The organism is Mycobacterium sp. 1245111.1 (assembly GCF_001673405.1).
GTDB lineage: Bacteria > Actinomycetota > Actinomycetes > Mycobacteriales > Mycobacteriaceae > Mycobacterium.
This window is the reverse complement of the sequence record NZ_LZLV01000020.1, coordinates 86,860-108,345: the sequence shown is the minus strand read 5'-3', so window position 1 is coordinate 108,345 and position 21,486 is coordinate 86,860. Positions and strand designations below refer to the sequence as shown.

At 63.9% G+C, this 21,486-nt stretch carries 22 protein-coding genes and 1 pseudogene; 11 read left to right on the top strand and 12 right to left on the bottom strand.

Features of this window, described 5'->3' with window-relative positions; genetic code table 11:
* Positions 1 to 47: 47 nt before the first annotated feature.
* Complete coding sequence (locus A5658_RS04290) at positions 48 to 1,232, top strand: acetyl-CoA C-acyltransferase (RefSeq protein WP_067331520.1); 1,185 nt, start codon at positions 48 to 50, stop codon at positions 1,230 to 1,232.
* A 149-nt stretch (positions 1,233 to 1,381) separates the two neighbouring features.
* Here the strand turns inward: A5658_RS04290 and A5658_RS04285 are convergent, their stop codons facing one another.
* On the bottom strand, positions 1,382 to 1,876 hold the full coding sequence (locus tag A5658_RS04285) for a hypothetical protein (RefSeq protein WP_156751253.1): 495 nt from the start codon (positions 1,874 to 1,876) through the stop codon (positions 1,382 to 1,384).
* A 466-nt stretch (positions 1,877 to 2,342) separates the two neighbouring features.
* On the bottom strand, positions 2,343 to 3,413 hold the full coding sequence (locus A5658_RS04280; RefSeq protein WP_156751252.1) for a hypothetical protein: 1,071 nt from the start codon (positions 3,411 to 3,413) through the stop codon (positions 2,343 to 2,345).
* Positions 3,414 to 3,996: 583 nt separating this feature from the next.
* Here A5658_RS04280 and A5658_RS04275 point away from each other — a divergent pair.
* Entirely contained in the window at positions 3,997 to 4,626 is a 630-nt protein-coding gene (locus A5658_RS04275) for a hypothetical protein (RefSeq protein ID WP_156751251.1), read from the top strand.
* A gap of 129 nt (positions 4,627 to 4,755) precedes the next feature.
* Here the strand turns inward: A5658_RS04275 and A5658_RS04270 are convergent, their stop codons facing one another.
* The 4 genes from A5658_RS04270 to A5658_RS04255 all read right to left on the bottom strand — a co-directional run bounded on the left by A5658_RS04270 (position 4,756) and on the right by A5658_RS04255 (position 7,631).
* Positions 4,756 to 5,649, bottom strand: a complete 894-nt coding sequence (locus tag A5658_RS04270; protein ID WP_067331512.1) for a hypothetical protein — start codon at positions 5,647 to 5,649, stop codon at positions 4,756 to 4,758.
* A 274-nt stretch (positions 5,650 to 5,923) separates the two neighbouring features.
* A complete protein-coding gene (locus tag A5658_RS04265) occupies positions 5,924 to 6,478 on the bottom strand; it encodes a hypothetical protein (protein WP_156751250.1) in 555 nt (184 codons plus the stop codon).
* Between the two features lie 86 nt (positions 6,479 to 6,564).
* Positions 6,565 to 6,852, bottom strand: a complete 288-nt coding sequence (locus A5658_RS04260) for a hypothetical protein (RefSeq protein ID WP_067331508.1) — start codon at positions 6,850 to 6,852, stop codon at positions 6,565 to 6,567.
* A gap of 242 nt (positions 6,853 to 7,094) precedes the next feature.
* Positions 7,095 to 7,631, bottom strand: a complete 537-nt coding sequence (locus tag A5658_RS04255) for a hypothetical protein (RefSeq protein ID WP_067331506.1) — start codon at positions 7,629 to 7,631, stop codon at positions 7,095 to 7,097.
* A gap of 73 nt (positions 7,632 to 7,704) precedes the next feature.
* On the opposite strand from A5658_RS04255, the gene A5658_RS04250 reads away from it, so the two are divergent.
* Complete coding sequence (locus A5658_RS04250) at positions 7,705 to 9,003, top strand: cytochrome P450 (RefSeq protein WP_067331504.1); 1,299 nt, start codon at positions 7,705 to 7,707, stop codon at positions 9,001 to 9,003.
* Positions 9,004 to 9,038: 35 nt separating this feature from the next.
* Positions 9,039 to 10,364: a cytochrome P450 gene (locus tag A5658_RS04245; protein WP_067331500.1), complete on the top strand. Its 1,326-nt coding sequence runs from the start codon at positions 9,039 to 9,041 to the stop codon at positions 10,362 to 10,364.
* Here the strand turns inward: A5658_RS04245 and A5658_RS04240 are convergent.
* The 5 genes from A5658_RS04240 to A5658_RS04220 are packed head-to-tail and all read right to left on the bottom strand — an operon-like array spanning position 10,340 to position 14,619.
* Complete coding sequence (locus A5658_RS04240; RefSeq protein ID WP_067331499.1) at positions 10,340 to 10,720, bottom strand: nuclear transport factor 2 family protein; 381 nt, start codon at positions 10,718 to 10,720, stop codon at positions 10,340 to 10,342. The genes A5658_RS04245 and A5658_RS04240 overlap by 25 nt on opposite strands.
* Complete coding sequence (locus A5658_RS04235) at positions 10,717 to 12,372, bottom strand: acyl-CoA synthetase (RefSeq protein WP_067331488.1); 1,656 nt, start codon at positions 12,370 to 12,372, stop codon at positions 10,717 to 10,719. The genes A5658_RS04240 and A5658_RS04235 overlap by 4 nt, the downstream gene beginning before the upstream one ends.
* A gap of 8 nt (positions 12,373 to 12,380) precedes the next feature.
* The gene (locus A5658_RS04230; protein ID WP_067331485.1) at positions 12,381 to 13,001 is read right to left on the bottom strand and encodes a PaaI family thioesterase; all 621 of its coding nucleotides are present in this window, start codon (positions 12,999 to 13,001) and stop codon (positions 12,381 to 12,383) included.
* Positions 12,998 to 13,624: a cysteine hydrolase gene (locus A5658_RS04225; protein WP_369830479.1), complete on the bottom strand. Its 627-nt coding sequence runs from the start codon at positions 13,622 to 13,624 to the stop codon at positions 12,998 to 13,000. The genes A5658_RS04230 and A5658_RS04225 overlap by 4 nt, the downstream gene beginning before the upstream one ends.
* Positions 13,625 to 13,626: 2 nt before the next feature.
* A complete protein-coding gene (locus A5658_RS04220) occupies positions 13,627 to 14,619 on the bottom strand; it encodes a Rieske 2Fe-2S domain-containing protein (protein ID WP_067331481.1) in 993 nt (330 codons plus the stop codon).
* Between the two features lie 77 nt (positions 14,620 to 14,696).
* On the opposite strand from A5658_RS04220, the gene A5658_RS04215 reads away from it, so the two are divergent.
* The 5 genes and pseudogenes from A5658_RS04215 (at position 14,697) to A5658_RS04195 (ending at position 18,292) form a co-directional block, all read left to right on the top strand.
* A complete protein-coding gene (locus A5658_RS04215; protein WP_067331478.1) occupies positions 14,697 to 15,032 on the top strand; it encodes a nuclear transport factor 2 family protein in 336 nt (111 codons plus the stop codon).
* Between the two features lie 12 nt (positions 15,033 to 15,044).
* On the top strand, positions 15,045 to 16,172 hold the full coding sequence (locus A5658_RS04210; RefSeq protein ID WP_197503044.1) for a PHB depolymerase family esterase: 1,128 nt from the start codon (positions 15,045 to 15,047) through the stop codon (positions 16,170 to 16,172).
* Positions 16,169 to 16,406 (top strand): annotated as a pseudogene (locus A5658_RS04205) (hypothetical protein). The gene A5658_RS04210 and the pseudogene A5658_RS04205 overlap by 4 nt, the downstream one beginning before the upstream one ends.
* Positions 16,403 to 17,446, top strand: coding sequence for a TIGR03857 family LLM class F420-dependent oxidoreductase (locus tag A5658_RS04200; RefSeq protein ID WP_067331473.1), 1,044 nt, complete (start codon positions 16,403 to 16,405; stop codon positions 17,444 to 17,446). The pseudogene A5658_RS04205 and the gene A5658_RS04200 overlap by 4 nt, the downstream one beginning before the upstream one ends.
* 9 nt (positions 17,447 to 17,455) lie before the next feature.
* Positions 17,456 to 18,292, top strand: a complete 837-nt coding sequence (locus A5658_RS04195; RefSeq protein WP_067331471.1) for an SDR family oxidoreductase — start codon at positions 17,456 to 17,458, stop codon at positions 18,290 to 18,292.
* A gap of 22 nt (positions 18,293 to 18,314) precedes the next feature.
* On the opposite strand, the gene A5658_RS04190 is transcribed toward A5658_RS04195, so the two are convergent.
* Positions 18,315 to 19,811 (bottom strand): acyl-CoA carboxylase subunit beta, encoded by a 1,497-nt coding sequence (locus A5658_RS04190; RefSeq protein ID WP_067331469.1) that lies wholly within the window; start codon positions 19,809 to 19,811, stop codon positions 18,315 to 18,317.
* Positions 19,812 to 19,891: 80 nt separating this feature from the next.
* Between A5658_RS04190 and A5658_RS04185 the strand changes: the two genes are divergently transcribed.
* Both A5658_RS04185 and A5658_RS04180 read left to right on the top strand, forming a co-directional pair.
* Positions 19,892 to 20,350: a pyridoxamine 5'-phosphate oxidase family protein gene (locus tag A5658_RS04185; RefSeq protein WP_067331467.1), complete on the top strand. Its 459-nt coding sequence runs from the start codon at positions 19,892 to 19,894 to the stop codon at positions 20,348 to 20,350.
* An 85-nt stretch (positions 20,351 to 20,435) separates the two neighbouring features.
* Positions 20,436 to 21,479 (top strand): LLM class F420-dependent oxidoreductase, encoded by a 1,044-nt coding sequence (locus tag A5658_RS04180; RefSeq protein WP_067331464.1) that lies wholly within the window; start codon positions 20,436 to 20,438, stop codon positions 21,477 to 21,479.
* The last annotated feature ends 7 nt before the right edge of the window (positions 21,480 to 21,486 follow it).

Here is a 21,486-nt window from a genome sequence, read left to right as displayed (position 1 = left end):
ACCTGGGTATAGCGACATAAACCTAGTGGTGGACTCAAGGAGGAGTCATGGGATACCAGGATCGCGACGCCGTCATTGTGGGCGCAGTACGCACGCCTGTCGGCAAGGGCAAGGCGAGCGGCGCTCTGCACGGCATCCTGCCGGCGGACCTGTTGGCGCACAGCTTGCGGGAGCTGGTGGTGCGCAGCGGCGTGGACCCGGCGCAGATCGACGACGTAATCGCGGGAGCGGTGACCCAGGTCGGCGATCAGGCGGTTAACATCGCGCGTAATTCACTGCTGGGCGCGGGCTTCCCCGAGTCGGTTCCGGGTACGACGATCGACCGCCAATGCGGGAGCAGCCAACAGGCGATCAGCTTCGCCGCCCAGGGCGTGCTCGCCGGCGCCTATGACATCGTCGTGGCGGCCGGTGTGGAATCCATGAGCCGGGTGCCGATGGGCAGTTCGGTTCTGCCGGGCAGCAACCCGTTCGGCGACGGCATGAAGGACCGCTATCCCGACGGCCTCGTACCGCAGGGCATCAGTGCCGAACTGATCGCCGCGCGTTGGGGTTTCTCGCGGGCCGAACTGGATGAGTTCTCCGCGGGCAGCCACGAGAAGGCCGCGCGCGCAACGAAAGACGGGCTCTTCGAGAACGAGCTGGCCCCGATCGCGGGGTTGAGCACCGACGAGATCATCCGGCCCGGCACCACCGTCGAGACGCTGGCCGGACTGAAGCCGGCGTTCTACGACGCGGCGGTGGGAGAGCGCTTCCCGCAGATCAATTGGGAGATCACGCCGGGGAACTCGTCGCCGCTGTCCGACGGCAGTGCCGCGGTGTTGATCACCAGCGGAGCGGCCGCGAAGAAACTCGGTTTGCGTCCGCTCGCCCGGATTCACACCACCACGGTGGTGGGCTCGGATCCGCTCTACATGCTGACCGGTGTCATCCCGGCCACCGAGAGGGTGCTGCACCGTGCCGGGCTGAAACTGTCCGACATCGACCTGTTCGAGGTCAACGAGGCCTTCGCTCCGGTGGTGCTGGCGTGGGCGAAGGACACCGGCGCCGATCTAGCCAAGACCAACGTCAACGGCGGCGCGATCGCGATCGGACATCCGTTGGGCGCCAGCGGTGCTCGCATCATGACCACGATGGTCAACGCTCTCGAACAACGCGGCGGCCGGTACGCCCTGCAGACGATGTGCGAGGGCGGCGGCATGGCCAACGCCACCATCATCGAGCGCTTGGACTAAACACCACCAGTAGCTGATCCCCTCCTGCGTTAGGCAGGAGGGGATTTTGCTGTCGGATAGTCCCGAAGGCTGTGTTGTCTGAGTGTCATCTTGACTACCTATATCTCTGCGGCGGACTTTATGCGCGCCTTCACTTTCCCTGCGACGTCTCACGGAACGAACGGCGCGCTGCCGTAGCGACGAGCGTTGTACCAGAATGCGTCCATTGCGGTCATGGCGCTGCCGTGTGTGAGGAACCAGTGCCCGTGTTGATTGACGAGCACGATGGGCTTGGCCTTGCTGACTTGATGAAACGACCCGGTGGTCGCCAAGGTGGCTCCCGCGAAATTGTCTGGTGCGGCCTGAATGTCGGTCACGACGAATGACAGCGGCACGATCTGGACAGCGTCCATTCGGCGAAGATGGTTATCAATCGTGCCAGCTTCGTCGGGCGAGAACCCGGGCGTGACGATGTCGCCCTTGTCGGCGGCGGGCTTATGCGGGTCAGTCAATTCGGCCATGATCGCGACCACCTGATCGACGGTGGGCACGGGGCCGGTGCAGGGGTCTTGGCCGGGGTCTCCACAGTCTGCGTAAGCCGCTGCGGGAGAGGCGATCAGCGCAGCCGTGAACATCGTGACCGCGGTACCCGAGTGTTTCCTCACGGCGAAACCGGGACAGGTGATGGCGGCGGCGAATCGTCACCCGGTTCATCGGGTACCCGTGGCTGGTCACCCGGTGGCCGTGGCGGCGGAGAATCGGGTGGCGGATCGCAGCACGGCCAATAGAAATAGCCCGGTGGGGCATCGTAGGGAACGTAGCCGCGAGGTAAAACCCCTAGCATCCACATGGAGCCCGTACACCACATCGGGACTGCGACGTTCGGATTGTTGCGGTAGGCCCATGCCAGATGTTTGCACCAGGAATATCCACCACCAATTGCTTGGGTACGTGATTGCGGTGAAACCCACGGGGCGACAACATGACCCGGCGCTGCGAGAGCAACGATCAGCACCGCGAGCGCGCAGGCACCGGCCAGGTACGCAGCGCGCAGTATGGCGTCGACCGCGGTCTTCATTCGCGGCCTGTATGAGTGTTTGCTGTCCATCATCTGCGCACCCACTGCCGGGATTACAGCCCGATGGACGACAGCAGATCGACGAACGACGACGGATCAACGGCGGTCGCGGCTTCGGGCAGAGTGCCGGTGTAGTTGAGTAAGAAATCGACGATGGGAGTGAGGTTTTCGGTGCCGAATGGTGTCATCAGGTAATCGCCGACGGTGTCGGAGGTTCCGGTGCTGTTCATGGCCAGTTCCAGTACGTTGCCCCATCCGCCACCGAATTCCTCGACGACGAAGCTGGTGTTCTCTGGCAGCAGGGTTCCGGGTACGCCTAATACGCTGATGTCCTCCCCGTAGGGGCTGCCGAATATGTCGAGCGGGCTGGAGACGGCGCCGTACTCGACGTTGCCGGTGAATGTCCCCACGGGGAAACCAAGTTCGGAGATGGTGAACTCTTGCGTGCCGAAGACATCGCCGCTCGCATCGGTCACGGTGACATCCTCGGGACCTGTCGGCGAGATCGTGTAGACGGGCGAAAATATGTTGTTCGGGTCCGCGCTGTAGTCGAACACGGCGGGGTCGTACTGATTGCCAGCCGCGGCGGCGCTGGTCGCGATGTCCGCAGCGGTGCCGGCGCCGCCGGTGTCAAAGCCTCCGATGTCAAAGATCTGATCGGTGAGCTTGCCGATGATAGTCGAGGGGATTTCGCCAAAGATGGAGTCGATGACCTGGAAACCCGTTGAAGCGTAGTCGCCGAGCGCAATGAGGTTTGTCGTATCGGACGAGAGGGCCTCGGCGGCTGACAGGAAGGCCTCGCTGGCCTGGAAAAGATTCTGATCTGGGCCGTTGAACAACACCTCGCCGAAGCCCGACACCAAACTGTTGTCAGATGACAGCAGGGGCGTCTGAATTGCCTCCAATTCAGGGAAAAATCCTGTGCCCGCGTCCGCGTGGCCTGACAAGCTGAAGGCCTCGACAATATCGGTTTGTGCCGTATTAAGCAGCCCGATATCTGTCGGGATAGACCCGTCGTCCGCCCAAGCCGCCGGCGCACCGACGGTCCCGATCATCGCAGCGGCGACCGCTGCTCCTCCGGCTAAACCCACACCCGTAGCCAAGCGACGGACAGTATTGGTCATCGGAACTCCCGGGTGATCGTGAATACTGCGACTGCAGGTGCCCACACTTAGCGGGACCTAAATTTTGCTGATACTAATCTCAGACATTTTCTCGCCGTTAGGTGTCCAAGCACATTCGCAGCAAACTCCCAGTGGTGGCCTGTGCAAGTGCAATTCGATCCGTGAAACGCAAATTGCAAACGTGGGTGCTCGATTGCAGCGCAACTACTCGCAATGACGCACCTCGAAAAGCGGTGCAGGACCACACGAGTGGACACACGGGCGGCGATGAGAGCCTAGTTACCCCATCGCGACGCCCAGTTCCTGTGCGAAGACTTTGAGCATGTGAGCCTAACGAGAAGCAGCCGAACACCCTTGTTCTTACAACTTTCGATACAGGCGCGAGGCCGCCGTGCCGAAAGCCGTTGCGTTGTCGGCCGAATGCTCGCTTCGTTGAGCAACGTACCGGCAGGCTGTCGCAGCGGAAGAAGATTATGTTCCGAGACCGGCCGGCCGCGCACGCGCTGAATCAGTCCCCGGCAAATTCTGAGCCAGCCGCACCTTCCGCCGGCGACTGAGCACACGAACTTAGGGAACTTTCCCCATGCGCGCGCGCCCTGCTCAACGCAGACTTCTCAGCATTAGCTCAGGCAAATTTGTTCGGAGGGGAACTCACATGGGCCACAGAATTGATCGGCGCACCAAGCGTCTCGGCGCCGTCGCCGCCGCAACCGCCGGCCTGACTCTCTGGGCGCTGAGCGAACTGGCTATAGCGCCCATCGCCCACGCCGACGACCCCCTCGGTGACCTGCTGAACAATGTCCAGTTCGCCGTCGCAGCCGGCGATTCCTATCTAGACGCGGCTCAGTCCTACTTCTCTATCGGCGATGTGACATTGGGCGCATACAACGCTCTGCCCGGCCTCGAGAACCTGCTGATCGCGCCGGAAGAAAACATCTTTGTCGATTCGATAGACGCGCTTTCCAACACCGCTGTGAATGGGCCGATCGAAATTGGCCAAGTCGGCATTCCCTTAGACTGGGCGTCCACCCTCACAGAGGTTCAGGGCTTCACCAACACGGCCAACATCGACTTCATGCAGGCCGTCAACCTGATGACCGCAGGCGACCTTCCTGCCGCCGAACTGCTCGAGGTCGCCGGATTCAATTCGCTCTGGGTCGACGCGCCGAACGCATTCATCCTCGGCGTTACCGAGGCTCTGTTCCCGATCTGAACGGTGTGACTTCAAGAAACCCGGTAGTGCGCTGACCAGACAGTGCCGCCTAGGTGTACCAGCTAGTGACCTCAGCAGGCTGGCGAGTTCTGGCATAGAGCCACAACGATCCAGAGGGTGCGTTGCGAATCAGTATCGCGAGTCAGGCGGCGTTGGTAGCTGTGCCCAGTCGATGGCCCAGCGGCGACTGGGGTCGCAGGGGTCGACTACGCAGGGCAGTTGTTTCCCCAGGAACAACTGTGGGACCTGTGCGACCGGAACAGCCTGCACGGAACGTGCGGTGATCGCAGGCAGGTTCGGCACATGTAATTCGACCTCGAAAACATAGTGCGGCGCGTCGAGGAGTTCAGGTCGGCTCGGGGTTCTGTGGAGGCTTCGAGGAGTAGTCCCGGTTGGGGCGAACGACTTGAGGACAGCCGATACTCGTTGACCGTGGGCGATCAGATCGGCCGCCGAAATGACCGGCACCGCCGTGGGATTGCTCGCGTAAGCGTGTGTCATGGTGTCCAGGTCAGCGGGCGGAGTCGACGCCTGATCGTTCGGGTATGCCGGCTCGCTTGTGACGACGATCGGCGCACCATTGACCACGATCCGTGGGGCTCCTAGGGTGCCCGTCGCCGCTGAACTCCAACGTTTGAAGTCGATCCGTACGCGCTGCGGGTTGCGCGCGTCGACCTCCACCGGCACGGTCGCTCCCGGCGCAAGTCGCAACCTCAAGACGAAGTTGTCGACCTTTTGCCGCACCTTCACCTCGTAGCTCTCGCGCTCGGGCACGCTGACGCGTAGACCGACGGTGCATGGCCGGTCGCCGTTGCCTGGGTTGCCGATGACCCAAGGCGCCACCTTCACCGATAACACTTGGGCAGTACCTGCGATGGTCGGGCTGCGAAGACTCGGATCACGGTACTTCAGCATCAGATACAGCCAAATGGCGATCGGAGCAATGGACAGCATCGGCAGCAACTCGACGAAGAACTGGTCCAACGAGTCGGCCGACGAGATTGCTAGGGCGACAAGGTGCATGAGCGATGTTCCTTCAATGACGAGTCGAGTCTCAGCGAATTAGCCTCGGCCCGAACGGTTGTCGTCCCACCGCAGGGGCTCGAGCCGTTACCGGCACGTAAGGCGATGGGTGAGCGCTGGCGCAGCGTGATCGCGGCCCATCGCCAAATCGGACGTCCCGCTGGGTGCGATCACAATGTGGGTTGAGTCAGGCTGAAGAAACTACGGGGCGATCACCCCATCTTCTGGGCTTGCAAAGGCTTATCTACTGAAGGTTGTTTCATCGCAGCCAACCTCAAAAGCGCCACTTGAAACGCCAGGCAAGCAGCGCTATGCCCAGGAACGCTAAACCAATCGCGAGCGCCACGGGAGCCCCCGAGGGCGCACACGCAGCCACGACCAACGCCACCACCCCAAACATCAAGGGGGCGCGCCATGTCCACGGGTTTTCTGCATAGAACTCGGCAACGAAGGCCGTAATGTGCTCGCCCAGGGTATGCGGCGTGAACTCATCTACTAGGTCGGAGGCCAGGTCCAATCTGTCAGCCAAACCGAGCCACTCCGTGTCGGTGGCCAAGTAATTCGGCTGCTGCGTCCGGGCGCTTCTTCGCCACGTGCCGGCACCGCCGTGCGGTCGAATGATCAGGGTAGGTAAACCTGGACCACGCAACACCAACACCGGGATCCCGCCATGTTCTGCCGGCGTCGACGTCACCTCCGCAAGCGACGTCGACGCGACGAGGACATTAGTGTCGACGTCTAGCACGCGGATCGTGTGGTGATCCACTTCGATCGCGAGGACCGGTTTGGGCGGCTCCGAGCTGCCGAGCCGTGGAAGCTCTGTCAGCACACACCGAGTAGCTCCGACTGATGGCCGTGGCGCGCCGGCCGCTGACTGCCTGCCACCTTCGGCGCCCACTGCGTGGGGGTGTCGATTCATAGTTGGCGGGTTTCGCTTGTCTCGTCCACCGTCGGAGTCTTCGCATACCGGGTCAGAAATCCGGTGGCGGCGATGGCCGCGACTATTCCGATGACACCCCACAAGACGATCTGGAATACCAACGAGCCGAATAGAACGTTGTAGCTCATCGAGAGGTAGATCGACCACATCACACGGTAGAGCGACCAGAAGGCGAGCAGTCCGCAGCTAATCCCGATCACCAGACTGCGTTGGCGATCCACACGATCGATGTGCTGTGCGACGCGACGGGGAATGATCTTCACTCGGTTACTCCTTCTTCGGTACGCGTTCCGCAATTCATCGCGGGGGGTGCGATAGGCATCCACATCGCGATCACCGCTCATCCCTACGGACCTGCAGATGCACTGCGCTCGATAAAAAGTGTGCTGGACCGCAGCCCTCAAAATCATGGGGAATTCTCCCCATAAATGACCTACTGCAGACGTAACCGGACGCGGCCGCCTCAGCCTCACCGACTTCAGTGACGGCCTATACGGGACCGCGGTTAGAGCCAGCCGGTGCGCGCTGCCGCGACGGGCTCGGCGGGCTCGGGAGCCAACTCGCCGTTCCGCACGCCGTCCAACATCCGCTTCACTGCGGCGACGATGTCCGGGGCCGACGCGGCCAGCCCGGCCTTGTCGGCCTCGCTGACGTCGTCCGGGTCGACACCGGCGCGGCTCAGCACCGCGTCGGGGTGGGCGAGCTCATTGGCGAGCCACGACACCGGATCGGCCGACAGCTCGGGAACGAAATTGCGGCGACCCGGCTCCCAACCGCTGAATTTCGGGTGGTGATGGGCCCGGTCCAGCGTCCCGGGTGGGCTCGCCGTCGACCCGAACAGGTCGACCCGCCACACCGGGCGGGCCAGCGAGATAGGCACGCCCGCGTAAATCGAACCCTGCGGCTCGCCCTTGTCGACCAGACGCAGTTCCAATCGGACACCGCGCTCCGGGGTTTCCTGGCCTTCGTTCGGTGTCGGGTCGACAAAGAACATGTCTCCCACCACCACGCCCATGGTTTCGAATCCGAACGCTGCAAACATAATGACGAGAGTAGACCCGTTCAGCGCAGGCCCTCGGGCTCTTACGCAGTCGATTGACAGGGAGTGTGGGCAGATGGACCTGCCGGTCCGGGACCTGACGCATTGGGCGGCAGGCTATGGCCTTCCGCGCACGATGCTGAAACTGCTGGCACGACAGGATGACCCGATGGCCAAACTGCTGACCATCGACAGCAACCCGGTCGACGACATCTACCCGCTTATCGAGCAGGTTCGCGCGCGCGGGCGCATGTCTCGCGTACCGGGAGCCGGCTGGGTCAGTACCGACATGCAGATCCTTCGCGAGGTGCTGCGCGACAGCCGGATCAGGACCGCGAAACCCAGCGATCGGTCACCGTTTCGGCTCGGCCAATGGATCCTTGCCAAGACCGACCCCGGCGTGATGAATCCGATCGAGCCGCCCTCGATGCTGGTCACCGATCCGCCCGACCACGCCCGGCTACGGCAGCCGGTGACGCGGGCATTCACGCCACGGGCGCTGGATCGACTTCGCGCACGTATTCACGACCTCGCCAACGGGCTGCTCGACGACCTGGAAGGCCGGGCTGAGTGTGATCTGGTCGCCGAGTACGCCTCCCAGATCCCGGTCGCGGTGATCGCCGAATTGATGGGGATGCCACGCCACGACACGGCCTACCTTCTCCAAGTAGCGGAGACCGCAACGAGTTTGCTTGGCACCGTGGGCGCATCGTGGCGGAATTACCGCTCCGGCATCACTGTGTTGCGTGAATTCGAAGGATACGTCGGAAAGCACATCGAGCGACTACGGGTCAGCGGCGGCGATAGCATCATGTCCGACCTCATCCGCGACAGCGATCTGACTATGGACGAGCTCAAAATGCTCGCCGCGCTGCTCTTTGGTGCCGGGTTCATCACCACGACACATATTTTGGGCAAGGCCGTCATTGTGCTCACCCGTCACCGGGACCAGCTCGCCGCGCTGTGCGCGAACCCCGAGGGATGGCCCAACGCCGTCGAGGAAATCCTGCGCTACGACACCCCGGTCCAATTCGTACCGCGGGTCACGGCGAAAGACCTTGAAATCGAAGGGTATTCGATCCGAGCTGGCGAGGCCGTATTCATCATGTACGGCGGGGCCAACCGGGATCCGGCGGTCTTCGACGACCCGAACACCTTCGACACCACCCGTTCCAACGCCCGCGACCACCTCACGTTCGGTACCGGTGTGCACACCTGCTTGGGCGCCGCCCTCGGACGGATGGAAGTCCAGATTGGGCTGCAGGCTCTGTTCGAGCGCTTCCCACAGTTGACCCTCGCCGGCAAACCCACCTATAACAACATCATTGGATTACACGGACTTAAACACCTACCGGTCTCGCTGCGAGCGACCTAAGCTCGACCACAACCGATCGTCGGGAGTGTGGGCACATGGGCGTGCCGGTTCGGAATTGGACCCATTGGGCGCTGGGGTATGCGCCGTCCCGCGCGATGCTCAGCGTGCTGGGGCGACGGGGCGACCCGCTCGCGCAGCTGATCACCATCGACATCCGTCCCGTCGACGATATTTATCCGCTGATCGAGCAGATTCGGCGGCGCGGACGAATGTCGCGCGTTACCAGTCTCAGCGGTTGGGTGACCGCTGACGCGCAGATCGTGCGCGAAGTGCTGCGCGACGGGCGGTTCAGGACGCTCAAACCCCAAGATCGATCGGTGTTTCGTGCGGTCCAGTGGATGCTGGCTAAGACCAATCCCAATGTGCTCAATCCGCTCGAACCGCCGTCGCTGCTGGTCAGCGATCCGCCCGAGCACACGCGGCTTCGTCGGCCAGTGTCGCGGGCGTTCACGCCGCGAGCGTTGGACGGACTCCGTGCCCGCGTTCACGAGGTGGTCGACGAGTTACTTCGCCGCCTGGAAGGCCGCACCGACTGCGATCTCGTTGCCGAATACACCTCGCAGATTCCGCTCGCGATCATCGCCGAGATGATGGGAGTACCGCCTGGCGAGGCGCCCTACCTCCAGGAAGTCGCCGGGACGATATCGAACATGATCGGAACGACGTCCGCATCGTGGCGCGACTTTCGTTCTGGCACAGCCATTATGCGCGAGTTCGATGAGTACCTCGGTGAGCATGTCGAGCGGCTTAGAAACGACCGCACCGCCGACAGCATCATGTCCGACGTCGTACGAAGCGGAGACTTAACCGAAGCTGAGTTGAGGGGACTCGCGGGCCTACTTCTCGGCGCGGGCTTCGTCACCACTGCGCATGTCATGAGCAAGGCCATCGTTGCGCTGATCCGTCATCCTGACCAGTTGGCTACCTTGTCGGCCGACCCGGACGGCTGGCCTAACGCAGTCGAGGAGATCCTTCGCTACGACACGGCGGGTCAATTGGTGCCGCGGATCGCTACCGAAGACCTTGACATTCAAGGGTATTCGGTTCGGAAAGACGAGCCCATTTTCCTGTTGGCAGGTGGAGCCAATCGCGATCCCGCAGTTTTCGCGGATCCCGACGTGTTCGATGTGACCCGGGCCAATGCTCGCGAGCACATCAGCTTCGGCACGGGCCTCCACGTCTGCCTGGGCGCGGCGCTGGCGCGGATGGAACTGCACGTCGGCCTGCAGTCGCTATTCGAGCGCTATCCACACCTGACGCTGGCCGGCGACCCGATCTTCAACCGCACCATCGGATTACATGGGCTCACATACCTGCCGGTAGCGCTGGGTGCGGCTCAGTCCATCGGCTCGACCCACTGAGCGCGAGACGGCCCAGGTTCGAACGGGTCGCCGAAATATTGCGATTCGCGGATGACGTGCCCCGCTTCGAACTCCATGATGCTGACCACGTACGAGGGCTTTCCGTCATAAGTCATCACCAGTTCGCTGACCCATAGGTCGCCGCTACCGCGCATGCATGTCACGGTGAAGCGCTTGAGGTTTGGCTGGGCGGTACGGGAGGCCTGGATGTTGCTACGGCCTCTGATGCGCTCGCCCGACTGTGGATACTCGAGAACCGCATCGTCGCGGTAGATTTCATGCTCGGTGTCGAAGTCGTTGACGTCAGAGGCATCCCAGTGGCGCTGCAGCGCGGCCCGTACCTCGTCGTCGCTCATGGCAGTTCGTTGACCGCTTGTTCGCGGGCCCACCGGTAGTCGGCCTTGCCGGCTGGGCTGCGCTCGATCGCGGCCCGGAAGACGATCGCCTTCGGCAGCTTGTAGCGAGCCAATGTCTGTGCAGCATGGTCGATTAGCTCCGCGGCCTCGACCTGCGCGCCGTGGGTGAGCGCCACGACGGCGACCACTTCCTGGCCCCACCGCTCGCTGGGGCGCCCGGTGACGACGACATCGGTCACGGCGGGATGCGATGCGATCGCGGTTTCGACCTCCTCGACGAAGATCTTCTCGCCGCCGGAGTTGATCGTCACCGAGTCACGGCCCAGTAGTTCGATGTGGCCGTCGTCTCGATGCCGTGCCCGGTCGCCCGGAACGGCGTACCGCACACCGTCGATCACCGGGAAGGTGGCGGCGGTCTTTTTGGCGTCACCCTTGTAACCCAGTGGCACGTAACCCCTTTGGGCGAGCCAGCCCATGCCATCGTGGCCCGGCTGCAGCAGCGATCCGAGATCTTCGGCGGCGACGAAGGTGTCCGGTCCGGCGTTGAACGTGCCGGTCGAGACGGCCCCGTTCGTCGAGAGGTGACTCATCTGTGAGCCGGTCTCCGACGATCCCACACCGTCGACGACGATGGCGTTGGGCAGCACCTCGATCAGACGTTGTTTGATGTAGGGCGTCAGCAGCGCTCCGCCGTTGGCCACCACTGCCAGCGACGATACGTCGGCGATGCCCTTTTCGATCGCGGCGACCAATGGCCGCGCCACGGCATCGCCGACCACGGTCACGGTCATCACTTGTTCGCGTTCGATGGTGCGGACCACGTCGTCAGCGTCCAAATGGTCGACGACGGAGGGAAACACGACGGTCTGTCCTGTCGTGATCGCGGTCATCACGCTCCATTGCGCAGCGCCGTGAATCAGCGGCGGCAGGATCATCAGCTTCGTGGGCGTGCTTCCGCTCAGCCGTGCCACGATCTCGTCGAGCGAATTGGTGCACTCGCCCGTCATCAGATTGCGCCCACCGAAGGACGTCATGAAGATGTCGTGTTGCCGCCACAGCACACCTTTCGGCATCCCGGTCGTGCCGCCGGTGTAGAGCACGTACAGATCGTCGGGGGAGTGCTGGACCGCGGCTCGTGGAGCTTCGCCTTTGATGACGGTCTCGTAGTCCACGGCGCCGTAGAGCAGCGGGTTGCCCGAGTCGTCGGCAATCTGAATCAGCACCCGCAGCTCCGGAAGGTCCGGCAAGACTTCCGCGACCCGCGGTGCGAACGCGGAGTGGTAGATCAGGGCCGTCGCACCCGAGTCGGCAAGCAGATACTGCAACTCGCTCTTGACGTAGCGGTAGTTGACGTTGAACGGTGCCACCCGCGCGGCGAACGCACCGACCAACGACTCGACGAATTCGTTGCCGTTGTAGGCGTAGAGGCCGACGAGATCCTGCCCGACCTCGTGGCCGTCGAGCGCCGATCGCTCGGTGTGACAGCCAAGCCCACGGGAGTGCAGGTAGGCGGCCAATCGGCGCGACCGGTCCATGATCTCGGCGTAGGTGTACCGCTTGTCGCCCTGGATGATCAGCTCGCGGTCTGGAATCGCCGCGGCGACTGCGGCGGTGACGTCGGGAACGGTGAATTCGACTGCAGTGTCGGACATCTGGACCCTTACGGCTGGTGCGGGAGCAAGCGAACCATCAGGCCGTTGGCTTCGCTGAGGACATCGCCGTCGGCCGATGTCATAGTAGCCTCTATGAAAACCTTGCGGTCGTCGACCTTGGTGATCGCCGCCCGAGCCTGCAGCGGCTCGTCGATCGGGGTGACCTTGCGGTAGTCGACGTGCAGGTATGCGGTTCGGGTCGGCCGGATGTTTCCGGCGGTCACAGTCATCCCGAACAGCCAGTCGTACAGCAGCGGAATCATGCCGCCGTGCACGGCTCGATTGCCGCCCACGTGTGCATCGGTGAAGTGCCCGGCCATAGTCACGCCGTCGGTTCCCGAGTCGGTCACACTCCACGGCGGCAGCAGCGGATGGGCCAGTCCAGGTTCGCTCAACACGCGGCCAGCGACCGCGTCGGTCTCGGGAACCTGATGGCCGTCCAGCAGCGCGCACGCGCTCTCGAGGTGCGCCGTCGCGTCGGCCCACAGTGGGCCGCCAGGGTTGGTGGAGACGGTCAGATCCTGCAGCCGGCGCAGCGCCGTCACGAATCGGCCCAGTTCCGGTGGCGCGTCCTCGACCGGTTTGACGTCGGGAAAACCACCTCGGGCGGCGGGCGCGGTTTCGGTCACGAAGTCTCCTTGTGTGGGCTCCAGGCCTGAAGCAGATCGTCGGTGCTGGTGATCGTCGCCAGCAACGACAGCATGTTGTCGATGATCGCATTGCCGTACTCGGTGGGGATGCCCGCGACGGCGTCGCGCGGCACGACCACGCGATAGGCGGCGTTGACAGCGTCCATCACGACATTGGGGATCGCGATGTTCAGCGAGACCCCGACGACCACGATGGTGGACACCCCGAGATTGCGCAGCACCGCGTCCAGATCCGTTCCGCCCATCGGACCGATGCCATGCCACCTGCTGAGGACGAGATCGGTTGGCTCAGGGCCTAATTCGGGCAGTACCGCGGCTCCCGGCGTGCCGGGCACGATGTTCACCTCGCCACGCCCGATCGCGAAGATCTTGGCATTGTGGTTGGCGCCGAGCCCGTCGGGACGCCGCTGGACCGTGCAGTGCACCAGCCGCACACCGGCCGTGCGGGCGACCGGTAACAACCGGGTGATGTTGGGCAACGCCACGCGGCGCGCCTCCTCGGCGAGCTGCGCCAAGCCGGCGTCGGGACCGATGACGGCGCCTTGGCACTCCTGGGTCACGATCGCGGTGTGCTCGGGCGCCGCGATGTCGGCCAACCTCATCGTCACGCCGGCACTTCGTAGAACTGGGTCGCCCACTTACGCAGTGCCATATACCCTTTCGCGTCTTCTCTGGACAGCGCGGGATGTTCGACATACTTCTGGTAGCGCCAGATCTGCAGATCGTCGAAGACCGTCGACAGGAAATGCTTTTCGATGGTGTCGCGCAGTTCGCGGTTTGGGACGTCGGAGGAGTCCCCGGAAAGCCTTGGCCACCAGATCGAATAGAACAGGTCCGAGCACTCGTCGTCGACCGGCGTGCAGGTGAAGATCAGCCGGTGGTTCTGGGCGCCCTCGAACACGCTGATCGCCCCGCCCAATCCGAATAGGTGACTGTGAAAGCGCAACGCGAGATCTTCCGGGTCGTCGCTGCTGGCGTCCGGCCAGCCCGCGACGAACTGCCACTCGTGGTCGACGATCTTCCAATCCAGCACCCGGGGCGTCACCGTGGCATGGTGCACATACTCGAAATGTGCACTGTCGGGCGCGTTCTCGGCCACGATCTGCGGATGCACCGGCTCGCGCTCGGCGCGTCGAGAGAATTCCGGGTATGCGCGATAGTACGCGGTTGGATCGGTCTCGAATTGCGGAAACTTGTCGAAGATATCCGGCATATCCCACTGTGGCTCTTTGCCTTCCGGCTGGTGCCAGATGAACACGCAGTCGTGCTGCTCGCGGACCGGATACACCCGCAACCGCAACACCTTGTTGGGCCGGTCCGGCTGGTAGGGAATGTAGCGATTGGTGCCGTCCGGCCCCCAGCGCCAGCCGTGGAATGGGCACTGGACGCAGTCGCCGACGACCGTGCCGCCGTGGCCGATGTGGGCCCCGAGATGCTTGCAGTGAGCCTCCAGCACATGGAGCTCACCCTGCTCGTCGCGATAGGCGACCAGATCCTCACCGAAATAACGCAACGGCCGGGTCTCGCCGACCGGGAATTCCGGTGACCAGCCAACCATGAACCAGCCGGTGACTTTCCAGGTGAAGGGAACTTTCACGCCGGTTCCTCCAGACCTCTTTCCAGTGATACTAAATACGTTACAGTATAGATTTCAGGACCAGGAGGCACCGGGACGTGGTTGACGAACTCGAAGCGATCCGGCAGTTGAAAGCCCGTTATTGCCGCTTTCTCGACGCCAAGGACGCCGACGGCTGGCGCAGCGTGTTCAGCGACGACGTGGTGGTCTTGGCAACCATGCACCACTGCCACACCCCGGAGATCACCCTCACCTCGCCGGAAATCGCCTCCGGCATTTGGACGATGGAGGATTGGATTATCTTCGGCAACGGCAACGAGTTGCACGGCGCCGGTCACTACCACGAGACCTACGAAAAGCGGGATGGCAGCTGGCGGATCAAGACCCTGCATCTGACCCGGACCATTCAGCAGATCACCGGTGGCAATGCCTGAGATTTCGATGCACTGATGAACGGCATGTCGTTGCCGACACTCGGCTTGAATGCGGCCCGCGAGTTGGGCCTGCTACTCCCGCGCACCCTAGCGGGGTTGTACGGGTCGACGGGATGGAATCCGGCGTCCCCGCGCGGTGTCCGTCAGTTCGGCGAGGTCATGCTGGACGAGCTTGTCCTGTCCGGCTTTTCGCTGCTCGGCGGAGCGCCGCAGGATATCCGGTCACCCGACCAGTGCAGCGCGGCGGCCGAGGAGTTGTCAGCGCTGGGCATCGACGGTGCTCACGCCGCGCCGGCGCCGTTGCGGGTCAAGACAATTGAACGCCGGCGGGTGGCCGGACTGGCCTATGAGCGGCTCACGTTCGAGCACGACCCGGCGCTACCGAAGACACTGGCGGCAGAAGGATTGGGCGGCCCGGTCGACGCCGTCGTCCATCTGTGCCGTCACCCCGGCGGGGCGAGGCCGTGGCTGGTGTGGGTGCACGGCGCCGGCCAGGGCGGCGTCGAGGACCTGCTGTTGACCCGAGTCGGACGCATCCATCACCAACTCGGCTTCAACGTCGCGATGCCGGTGCAGCCCGGTCATGGCTGTCGACGCCGGGAATGGCCGGCGTATCCGGACATGGATCCGCTCGGGAACGTCGCCGGCATGATGCGCGCGGTCTCGGAGATCCGAGCCGTCGTGCGATGGGTGCGATCGCAGGCCAGTGCCGTTGTGGTATGCGGGATTTCGATGGGAACTCCGGTCGCCGCGCTGGTGTCGCATCTGGAGCGCGACATCGACGCGGTGGGTCTCTACACGCCGATCCTCGGGCTCAACGCGATGATCGCTCAGCACCTCGGCCGGTGGGGTTCGTCGCGGGATGAGTTCCGGCAGCTGCTCGGCTCGCCGGTGGTTGCGAAACTGACTTCGGTGATCGATCCGCTCGCCGTCGACCCGGCGCCACCTCCGGAGCGCCGCCTGATCGTCGGCGCGTGGCATGACCGGATGGCGATGCGCGCGCCCACCGATGCGCTGCAGGCGCGATGGGGCGGTCAACTGTATTGGTACGACGGCGGTCATGTCGGCCATGTGTTCTCGCGCAGGGTTTTTGGGGTCACCGAGGAGTTCTTGCGCGGTGTGGCCGGGGAGGTCCGGTGAGCAGCCGCACAGCACGTGAGGTGGTTGAGCTCTACAACCTAGTCGTCTGGAATGAGCGGGACTTCGAGCTGGCGAACGACTTGTTCGCCGAGACCGTGATCCGGCACGAAGTCGAACAGGCGGTCGATCGGGTCCGACGAAACCAACGTCGCGAGTATTGAGGTGTTCCACGTCGTGGACGGCAGGATCACCGAGGTGTGGAACTGCGGCTACAAACAAGGGGTTGGGAATTGACGGACCGGCAGCTGGACGAATTGGGCTACTACCTGCTGGCCGGGGCGGGCGGTGAAGGCCCGGCCACGCTGATGGACGAGGCCCGCCGCGGCGAGGAGCTGGGCTTCGGCACGGCGTTCATCTCGGAGCGATGGAACGTCAAGGAGGCGTCGTCGTTGGTCGGGGCGGCGTGCGCGGTCACGAGTCGAATGCAGATCGCGACCGCCGCAACCAATCACAACACCCGTCATCCGTTGATCACCGGATCCTGGGCCACCACCATGCACCGATTGTCCGGCGGGCGCTTTACTCTGGGCGTGGGCCGCGGCATCGCCGCGATCTACGGGGCGTTCGGCATCCCGGCCGTCACGACGGCGCAGATGGAGGATTGGGCTCAGGTCATGCGTCGGCTGTGGCACGGCGAGGTGATCTTCAACCACGACGGTCCGATGGGTAAGTACCCAGTCCTTTTCCTGGATCCGGACTTTCGCGAGGACATCCGGCTCGCACTGGTCGCGTTCGGGCCCAACACCCTGGCGCTGGGCGGCCGGGCGTTCGACGACGTCATCTTGCACACGTACTTCACCCCCGAGACGTTGCAGCGCTGCGTCGCAGCCGTGAAGTCCGCCGCAGAGGCAGCCGGTCGCGACCCCGACAGCGTGCGGGTGTGGTCGTGCTTCGCCACGGTCGGCGACCACCTGCCCGAACAGCTGCGGTTGAAGAAGACGGTCGCGCGGCTGGCCACCTACCTTCAGGGCTATGGCGACCTGTTGGTGCGGACCAATGACTGGGATCCCGCCGTCCTGGAACGCTTTCGAGCCGACTCGGTGGTGACCTCGATCGCCGGCGGTATCGACCACAAGGCCACGGCCGAGCAGATCGAGCACATCGCCACGCTGATTCCCGACGAATGGCTCGAGCCGTCGGCCACCGGCTCGGCTCAGCAGTGCGTCGACCGCATCGGCAAGGAATTCGACTACGGCGCCGACGCGGTCATCATGCACGGTGCGACTCCTGACGAATTGGAACCAATCGTGACGGCGTACCGAGCGAACAGGTAGGAATGACCTATGTCGACGTATCTGCAGGACAAGGTCATCATCGTGACGGGCGCCGCCAGTGGCTTCGGCGCGTTGATATCGCAGAAGTGCGCAGCGGGCGGCGCGAAGATCGTCGGCGTGGACGTCAGCGTCGACGCGCTGAACGCTGTCGTCGACGCCGTCCGCGCCGCCGGCCATGACGCGACCGCCCACGTGGCCGACGTCGCCGACATGGCCCAGATGCGGGCCGCGGCGCGGCACGCCGTCGACGCCTACGGCCGCATCGACGTGATCGTGAACAACGCCGGCGTGATGCCGTTGGCGTTCTTCGCCGACCACGAAGCCGCATGGGAGAAGTGGCACAAGGCAATCGACATCAACATCAAAGGCGTCGTCAACGGAATCTCGGCCGTCTACGACACGATGATCGCCCAGGGCCGCGGTCAGGTCGTCAACATCGCATCCATTTACGGCAATGCCGGGACCGAGGGCTCCGGCGTGTACAGCGCGACCAAGGCGGCCGTCACCGTGCTCTCGGACTCGTTGCGGATAGAGGCGCAGGGCAAGATCAAGGTGACTACGGTCAAACCGACCGGCGTACTCGGAACCAATCTGGCCAGCGGGGTTGTCAACGAGGCGGCGGCCGTCGGCATCGTCGGGCACAAAGCCGCTCAGTTCTTCGAAAATGCCGGCAACATGTTGACCGGCTCTCTTCGACCCGAGCAGACGGACGTCGACTCCGTCGGCTACTGGCTGATCACTCCCGATGACCTGACCGATGCGGTCGTCCACGTCATCGACCAACCGTGGGGCATCAACATCAGCGACGTGACAGTCCGTGCCAGCGGCGAAAACTACATCTACTGAGGTCCCTTTGGAATGGATGTGGTTACGGCATGATCGCGGTGCGGGCCACCGGCTCGGGCACCACCTGCCGGCTCGACAACCCGCGCGTGAGGGCTCCCAGCAACGCGTCACGCGTCTCGCGTGGGTCGATCAACTCGTCGAACCCCATGTGCTCGGCGGAGCGATACGACGCCTGCAGTTCCGCGTCGCGCAGCTTGGCGGTGAGGTCCTCGCCGGCGTGCGATGCCTTGCTCAACGCCGCCGCACTCATCGCGCCCATCGTCGCGCCGGGGTAGGCGAACGTCGCGCCCTGACCGTCAAAACTCAACAGCGACATGACCATTGAGCCGAAGCCGTATGCCTTGCGCAGGGTGACGTGCAACTTGACGGTGGTGGCCACCGTCTGCGCGACGAACATCCGGCCGCCGGCCCGCAGTACGCCGCTGCGTTCCGAGCGGCTGCCCGGCAACATGCCCGGATTGTCGGCGAGGAACACGATCGGGAGATGGAACGAATCGGCGACGGTGATGAAATGCGCTGCCTTGTCGGCGGCGTCGGCGTCGATCGAACCTGCCAGCACCTGAGGCTGGTTGGCCACCACCGCCACCGGATGCCCGCCGAGATGGGCCAGCGCGCAGATGATCGCCCTGCCGAACCGCGGCTGCACTTCGAACCAGTCCGGTCGGTCGAACACGACATCGAGCACCGAACGCATGTCATAGACCCGGCGGTTGTCGCGCGAGACGATCTCTACCAATTCGGGAGTCGCCCGTGGCTTGGCGTTCTCGTCGGCGGGCAGCGGCGACGCGTAAGACCATGCGCTAGAAGGGAAATACGACAGGTAACGACGGATGTCGTCGAGCACGGACTCGTCGTCCTCGCCGACGTTGTGGATCACCCCACTGGGCAGAGCGACATCCGGGCCGCCGAGGTCTTCCTTCGAGATGTCCTCGCCGGTCGACTCTTTGACGACGGGCGGTCCGGCGGTGAAGATCGCGCCCTGGTTGCTCATGATCCGGAAGTCGCAGACCGGAGCCACCAGCGCGCCGTGTCCTGCCGAGGGGCCCAGCACCGCGGCAACGGTCGGCACCCTGCCCGAGCATTGCGCCTGAGCGAGTAGGTCGGTCGGAGAACGCCCGTAGTGTCCGCCGGTCGGCCGAAAACCCGCCCCCTCCAGCAACATCACCAGCGGAATCTTGTCGCGCAGCGCCAACTCGGCGATGCGGTAGCGCTTGGAATTACCACCGGGTCCGATGCTGCCGGCCAGCGTGGTGAAGTCCTCGGCGCCGAGCATGACCGGCGATCCGTTGATCAATCCGGAACCGACGACGATGCCGTCCGCCGCGGTCTCACCGCCGACCATGGTGCCGATTTCGCGAAACGACCCCGGGTCGAGGAGGTGCTCGATGCGTCCGCGGGCGTCGAGCTTGCCTTTGCCGCGGTGCTTGGCAACCCGCTCCGGACCACCCATCGCCCGCGTGCGCTCGCGGCGACTGGCCAGGTCGTCGAGCGTTTCCTCCCAGTCGGGGAGTTTCGTCATCGGCACGTCCTTCGTCGGCGAGCATCTACTGAAGTGCTTACTGTAGCGTCTGCGGGAGGCAGACGGCGAGAGGCGGTGCGATGGGTATCCGGCTGACGGAAGACGAGGCGTGGGAGGCGGTGCAATCGGCGCATACCGGAATTCTGACCACGCTTCGCCGCGATGGTGTGCCGATCGCGCTTCCGGTGTGGTTCGCGGTCGACGATCGCACGGTGGTGCTGACGACTCCGGCCACCACCAAGAAGGTCGCGCGTATCCGGCATGATCCGCGGGCGTCATTTCTGGTCGAGAGTGGGCAGAAGTACGTCGACCTGCGCGGCGTGCATCTCACGGGGCGAATCGAGGTGGTCGACGACGATGCTGAGAAAGCCCGCATTGAGGATGCCGTCAACGCCAAGTACGCCGCGTACCGGCCCGCCGCCGGTGCCCTGCCCGCCAAGGCTCAAGCTTTCTACGCCCAGCAGGCATTTCTGCGGTTCGTGCCCGCCGGCCGAATTCTGACATGGGACAACGCCCGGCTCGGATTGCCGAAGTGTTGACGAAACGGCTGTGCCGCAGAGCTTTTGCCGCTCGCCCTGCAGTAGTCATTGACCCTACCGAATTGCTTACTGTAGCTTCACGAGTATGACGCCGTCACGCTCAACGCGACCGGCCGGCCTGAGGGTCGACGGCGGCATCTTCACCGACCTGGCGCGAGTGCCGGAGTTGGCACGCGAACTCGAGCACCTGGGTTACGACGCCGCGTGGACGGGTGAGATCAACCATGACCCGTTCTTTCCGTTGCTGCTTGGCGCCGAACACACCTCGCGACTCGAACTCGGCACCAGCATCGCGGTGGCGTTCGCGCGCAACCCGATGACCGTCGCCAACGTCGCCTGGGATCTGCAGACGTACTCGCGCGGCCGCTTCATCCTGGGACTCGGCACCCAGGTCAAGCCGCACATCGAGAAAAGATTCGGCATGCCGTGGAGCCACCCGGTCGCCCGGATGCGCGAGTTCGTGCTTGCGCTGCATGCGATCTGGTCGGCATGGAATGACGACACCCCGCTGCGATTCGAGGGGGAGTTCTACACCCACAAGCTGATGACGCCGATGTTCACCCCTGAGCCGCCGGCCTCTTGGGTGGCTCCGAAGATCTTTATCGCCGCCGTCGGCGAGGCCTTGACCGACATGTGCGGCGAGGTCGCCGACGGTCTGCTGGCCCATGCCTTCACCACCCGGCAGTACCTGCACGACGTCACCCTGCCCGCGGTGCAACGCGGCTTGCAGCGATCCGGTCGCGATCGTGGCGCGTTCCAGGTGGCGTGCCCGGTCTTCGTGGTGACCGGAAACGACGAAGACGAAATGAGTGCCGGCGCCGCCGGTGTCCGCAAGCAGATTGCGTTCTACGGCTCGACACCGGCGTATCGCAAAGTCCTTGAGCTACACGGCTGGGGGGAGGTGGCCGACGAACTGCACCGGTTGTCGCGGCAGGGCGAATGGGACCCGATGGCGACGCTGATCGACGACGACATGCTGAATGCCTTTGCGGTGGTCGCGACGACAGACAAGCTCGCGGCCGCGCTCAAGGACCGCTGCGACGGCGTCATCGACCGGGTGATGCCGACGTTTCCCCGCACCCTTTCCACCGACACCGTGAAAGCGGTGCTGACCGAGTTGCGCCAATGAGGAGCTG

Excerpts from the sequence above, each read along its gene's own strand:
- A5658_RS04180 (WP_067331464.1), top strand. The coding sequence starts at position 20,436 with ATGACGCCGTCACGCTCAACGCGACCGGCCGGCCTGAGGGTCGACGGC.
- A5658_RS04270 (WP_067331512.1), bottom strand. The coding sequence starts at position 5,649 with ATGCACCTTGTCGCCCTAGCAATCTCGTCGGCCGACTCGTTGGACCAG.
- A5658_RS04235 (WP_067331488.1), bottom strand. The coding sequence starts at position 12,372 with ATGTCCGACACTGCAGTCGAATTCACCGTTCCCGACGTCACCGCCGCA.
- A5658_RS04250 (WP_067331504.1), top strand. The coding sequence starts at position 7,705 with ATGGACCTGCCGGTCCGGGACCTGACGCATTGGGCGGCAGGCTATGGC.
- A5658_RS04185 (WP_067331467.1), top strand. The coding sequence starts at position 19,892 with ATGGGTATCCGGCTGACGGAAGACGAGGCGTGGGAGGCGGTGCAATCG.
- A5658_RS04225 (WP_369830479.1), bottom strand. The coding sequence starts at position 13,624 with ATGAGGTTGGCCGACATCGCGGCGCCCGAGCACACCGCGATCGTGACC.
- A5658_RS04195 (WP_067331471.1), top strand. The coding sequence starts at position 17,456 with ATGTCGACGTATCTGCAGGACAAGGTCATCATCGTGACGGGCGCCGCC.
- A5658_RS04290 (WP_067331520.1), top strand. The coding sequence starts at position 48 with ATGGGATACCAGGATCGCGACGCCGTCATTGTGGGCGCAGTACGCACG.
- A5658_RS04255 (WP_067331506.1), bottom strand. The coding sequence starts at position 7,631 with ATGTTTGCAGCGTTCGGATTCGAAACCATGGGCGTGGTGGTGGGAGAC.
- A5658_RS04190 (WP_067331469.1), bottom strand. The coding sequence starts at position 19,811 with ATGACGAAACTCCCCGACTGGGAGGAAACGCTCGACGACCTGGCCAGT.
- A5658_RS04280 (WP_156751252.1), bottom strand. The coding sequence starts at position 3,413 with ATGACCAATACTGTCCGTCGCTTGGCTACGGGTGTGGGTTTAGCCGGA.
- A5658_RS04275 (WP_156751251.1), top strand. The coding sequence starts at position 3,997 with ATGCGCGCGCGCCCTGCTCAACGCAGACTTCTCAGCATTAGCTCAGGC.
- A5658_RS04245 (WP_067331500.1), top strand. The coding sequence starts at position 9,039 with ATGGGCGTGCCGGTTCGGAATTGGACCCATTGGGCGCTGGGGTATGCG.
- A5658_RS04240 (WP_067331499.1), bottom strand. The coding sequence starts at position 10,720 with ATGAGCGACGACGAGGTACGGGCCGCGCTGCAGCGCCACTGGGATGCC.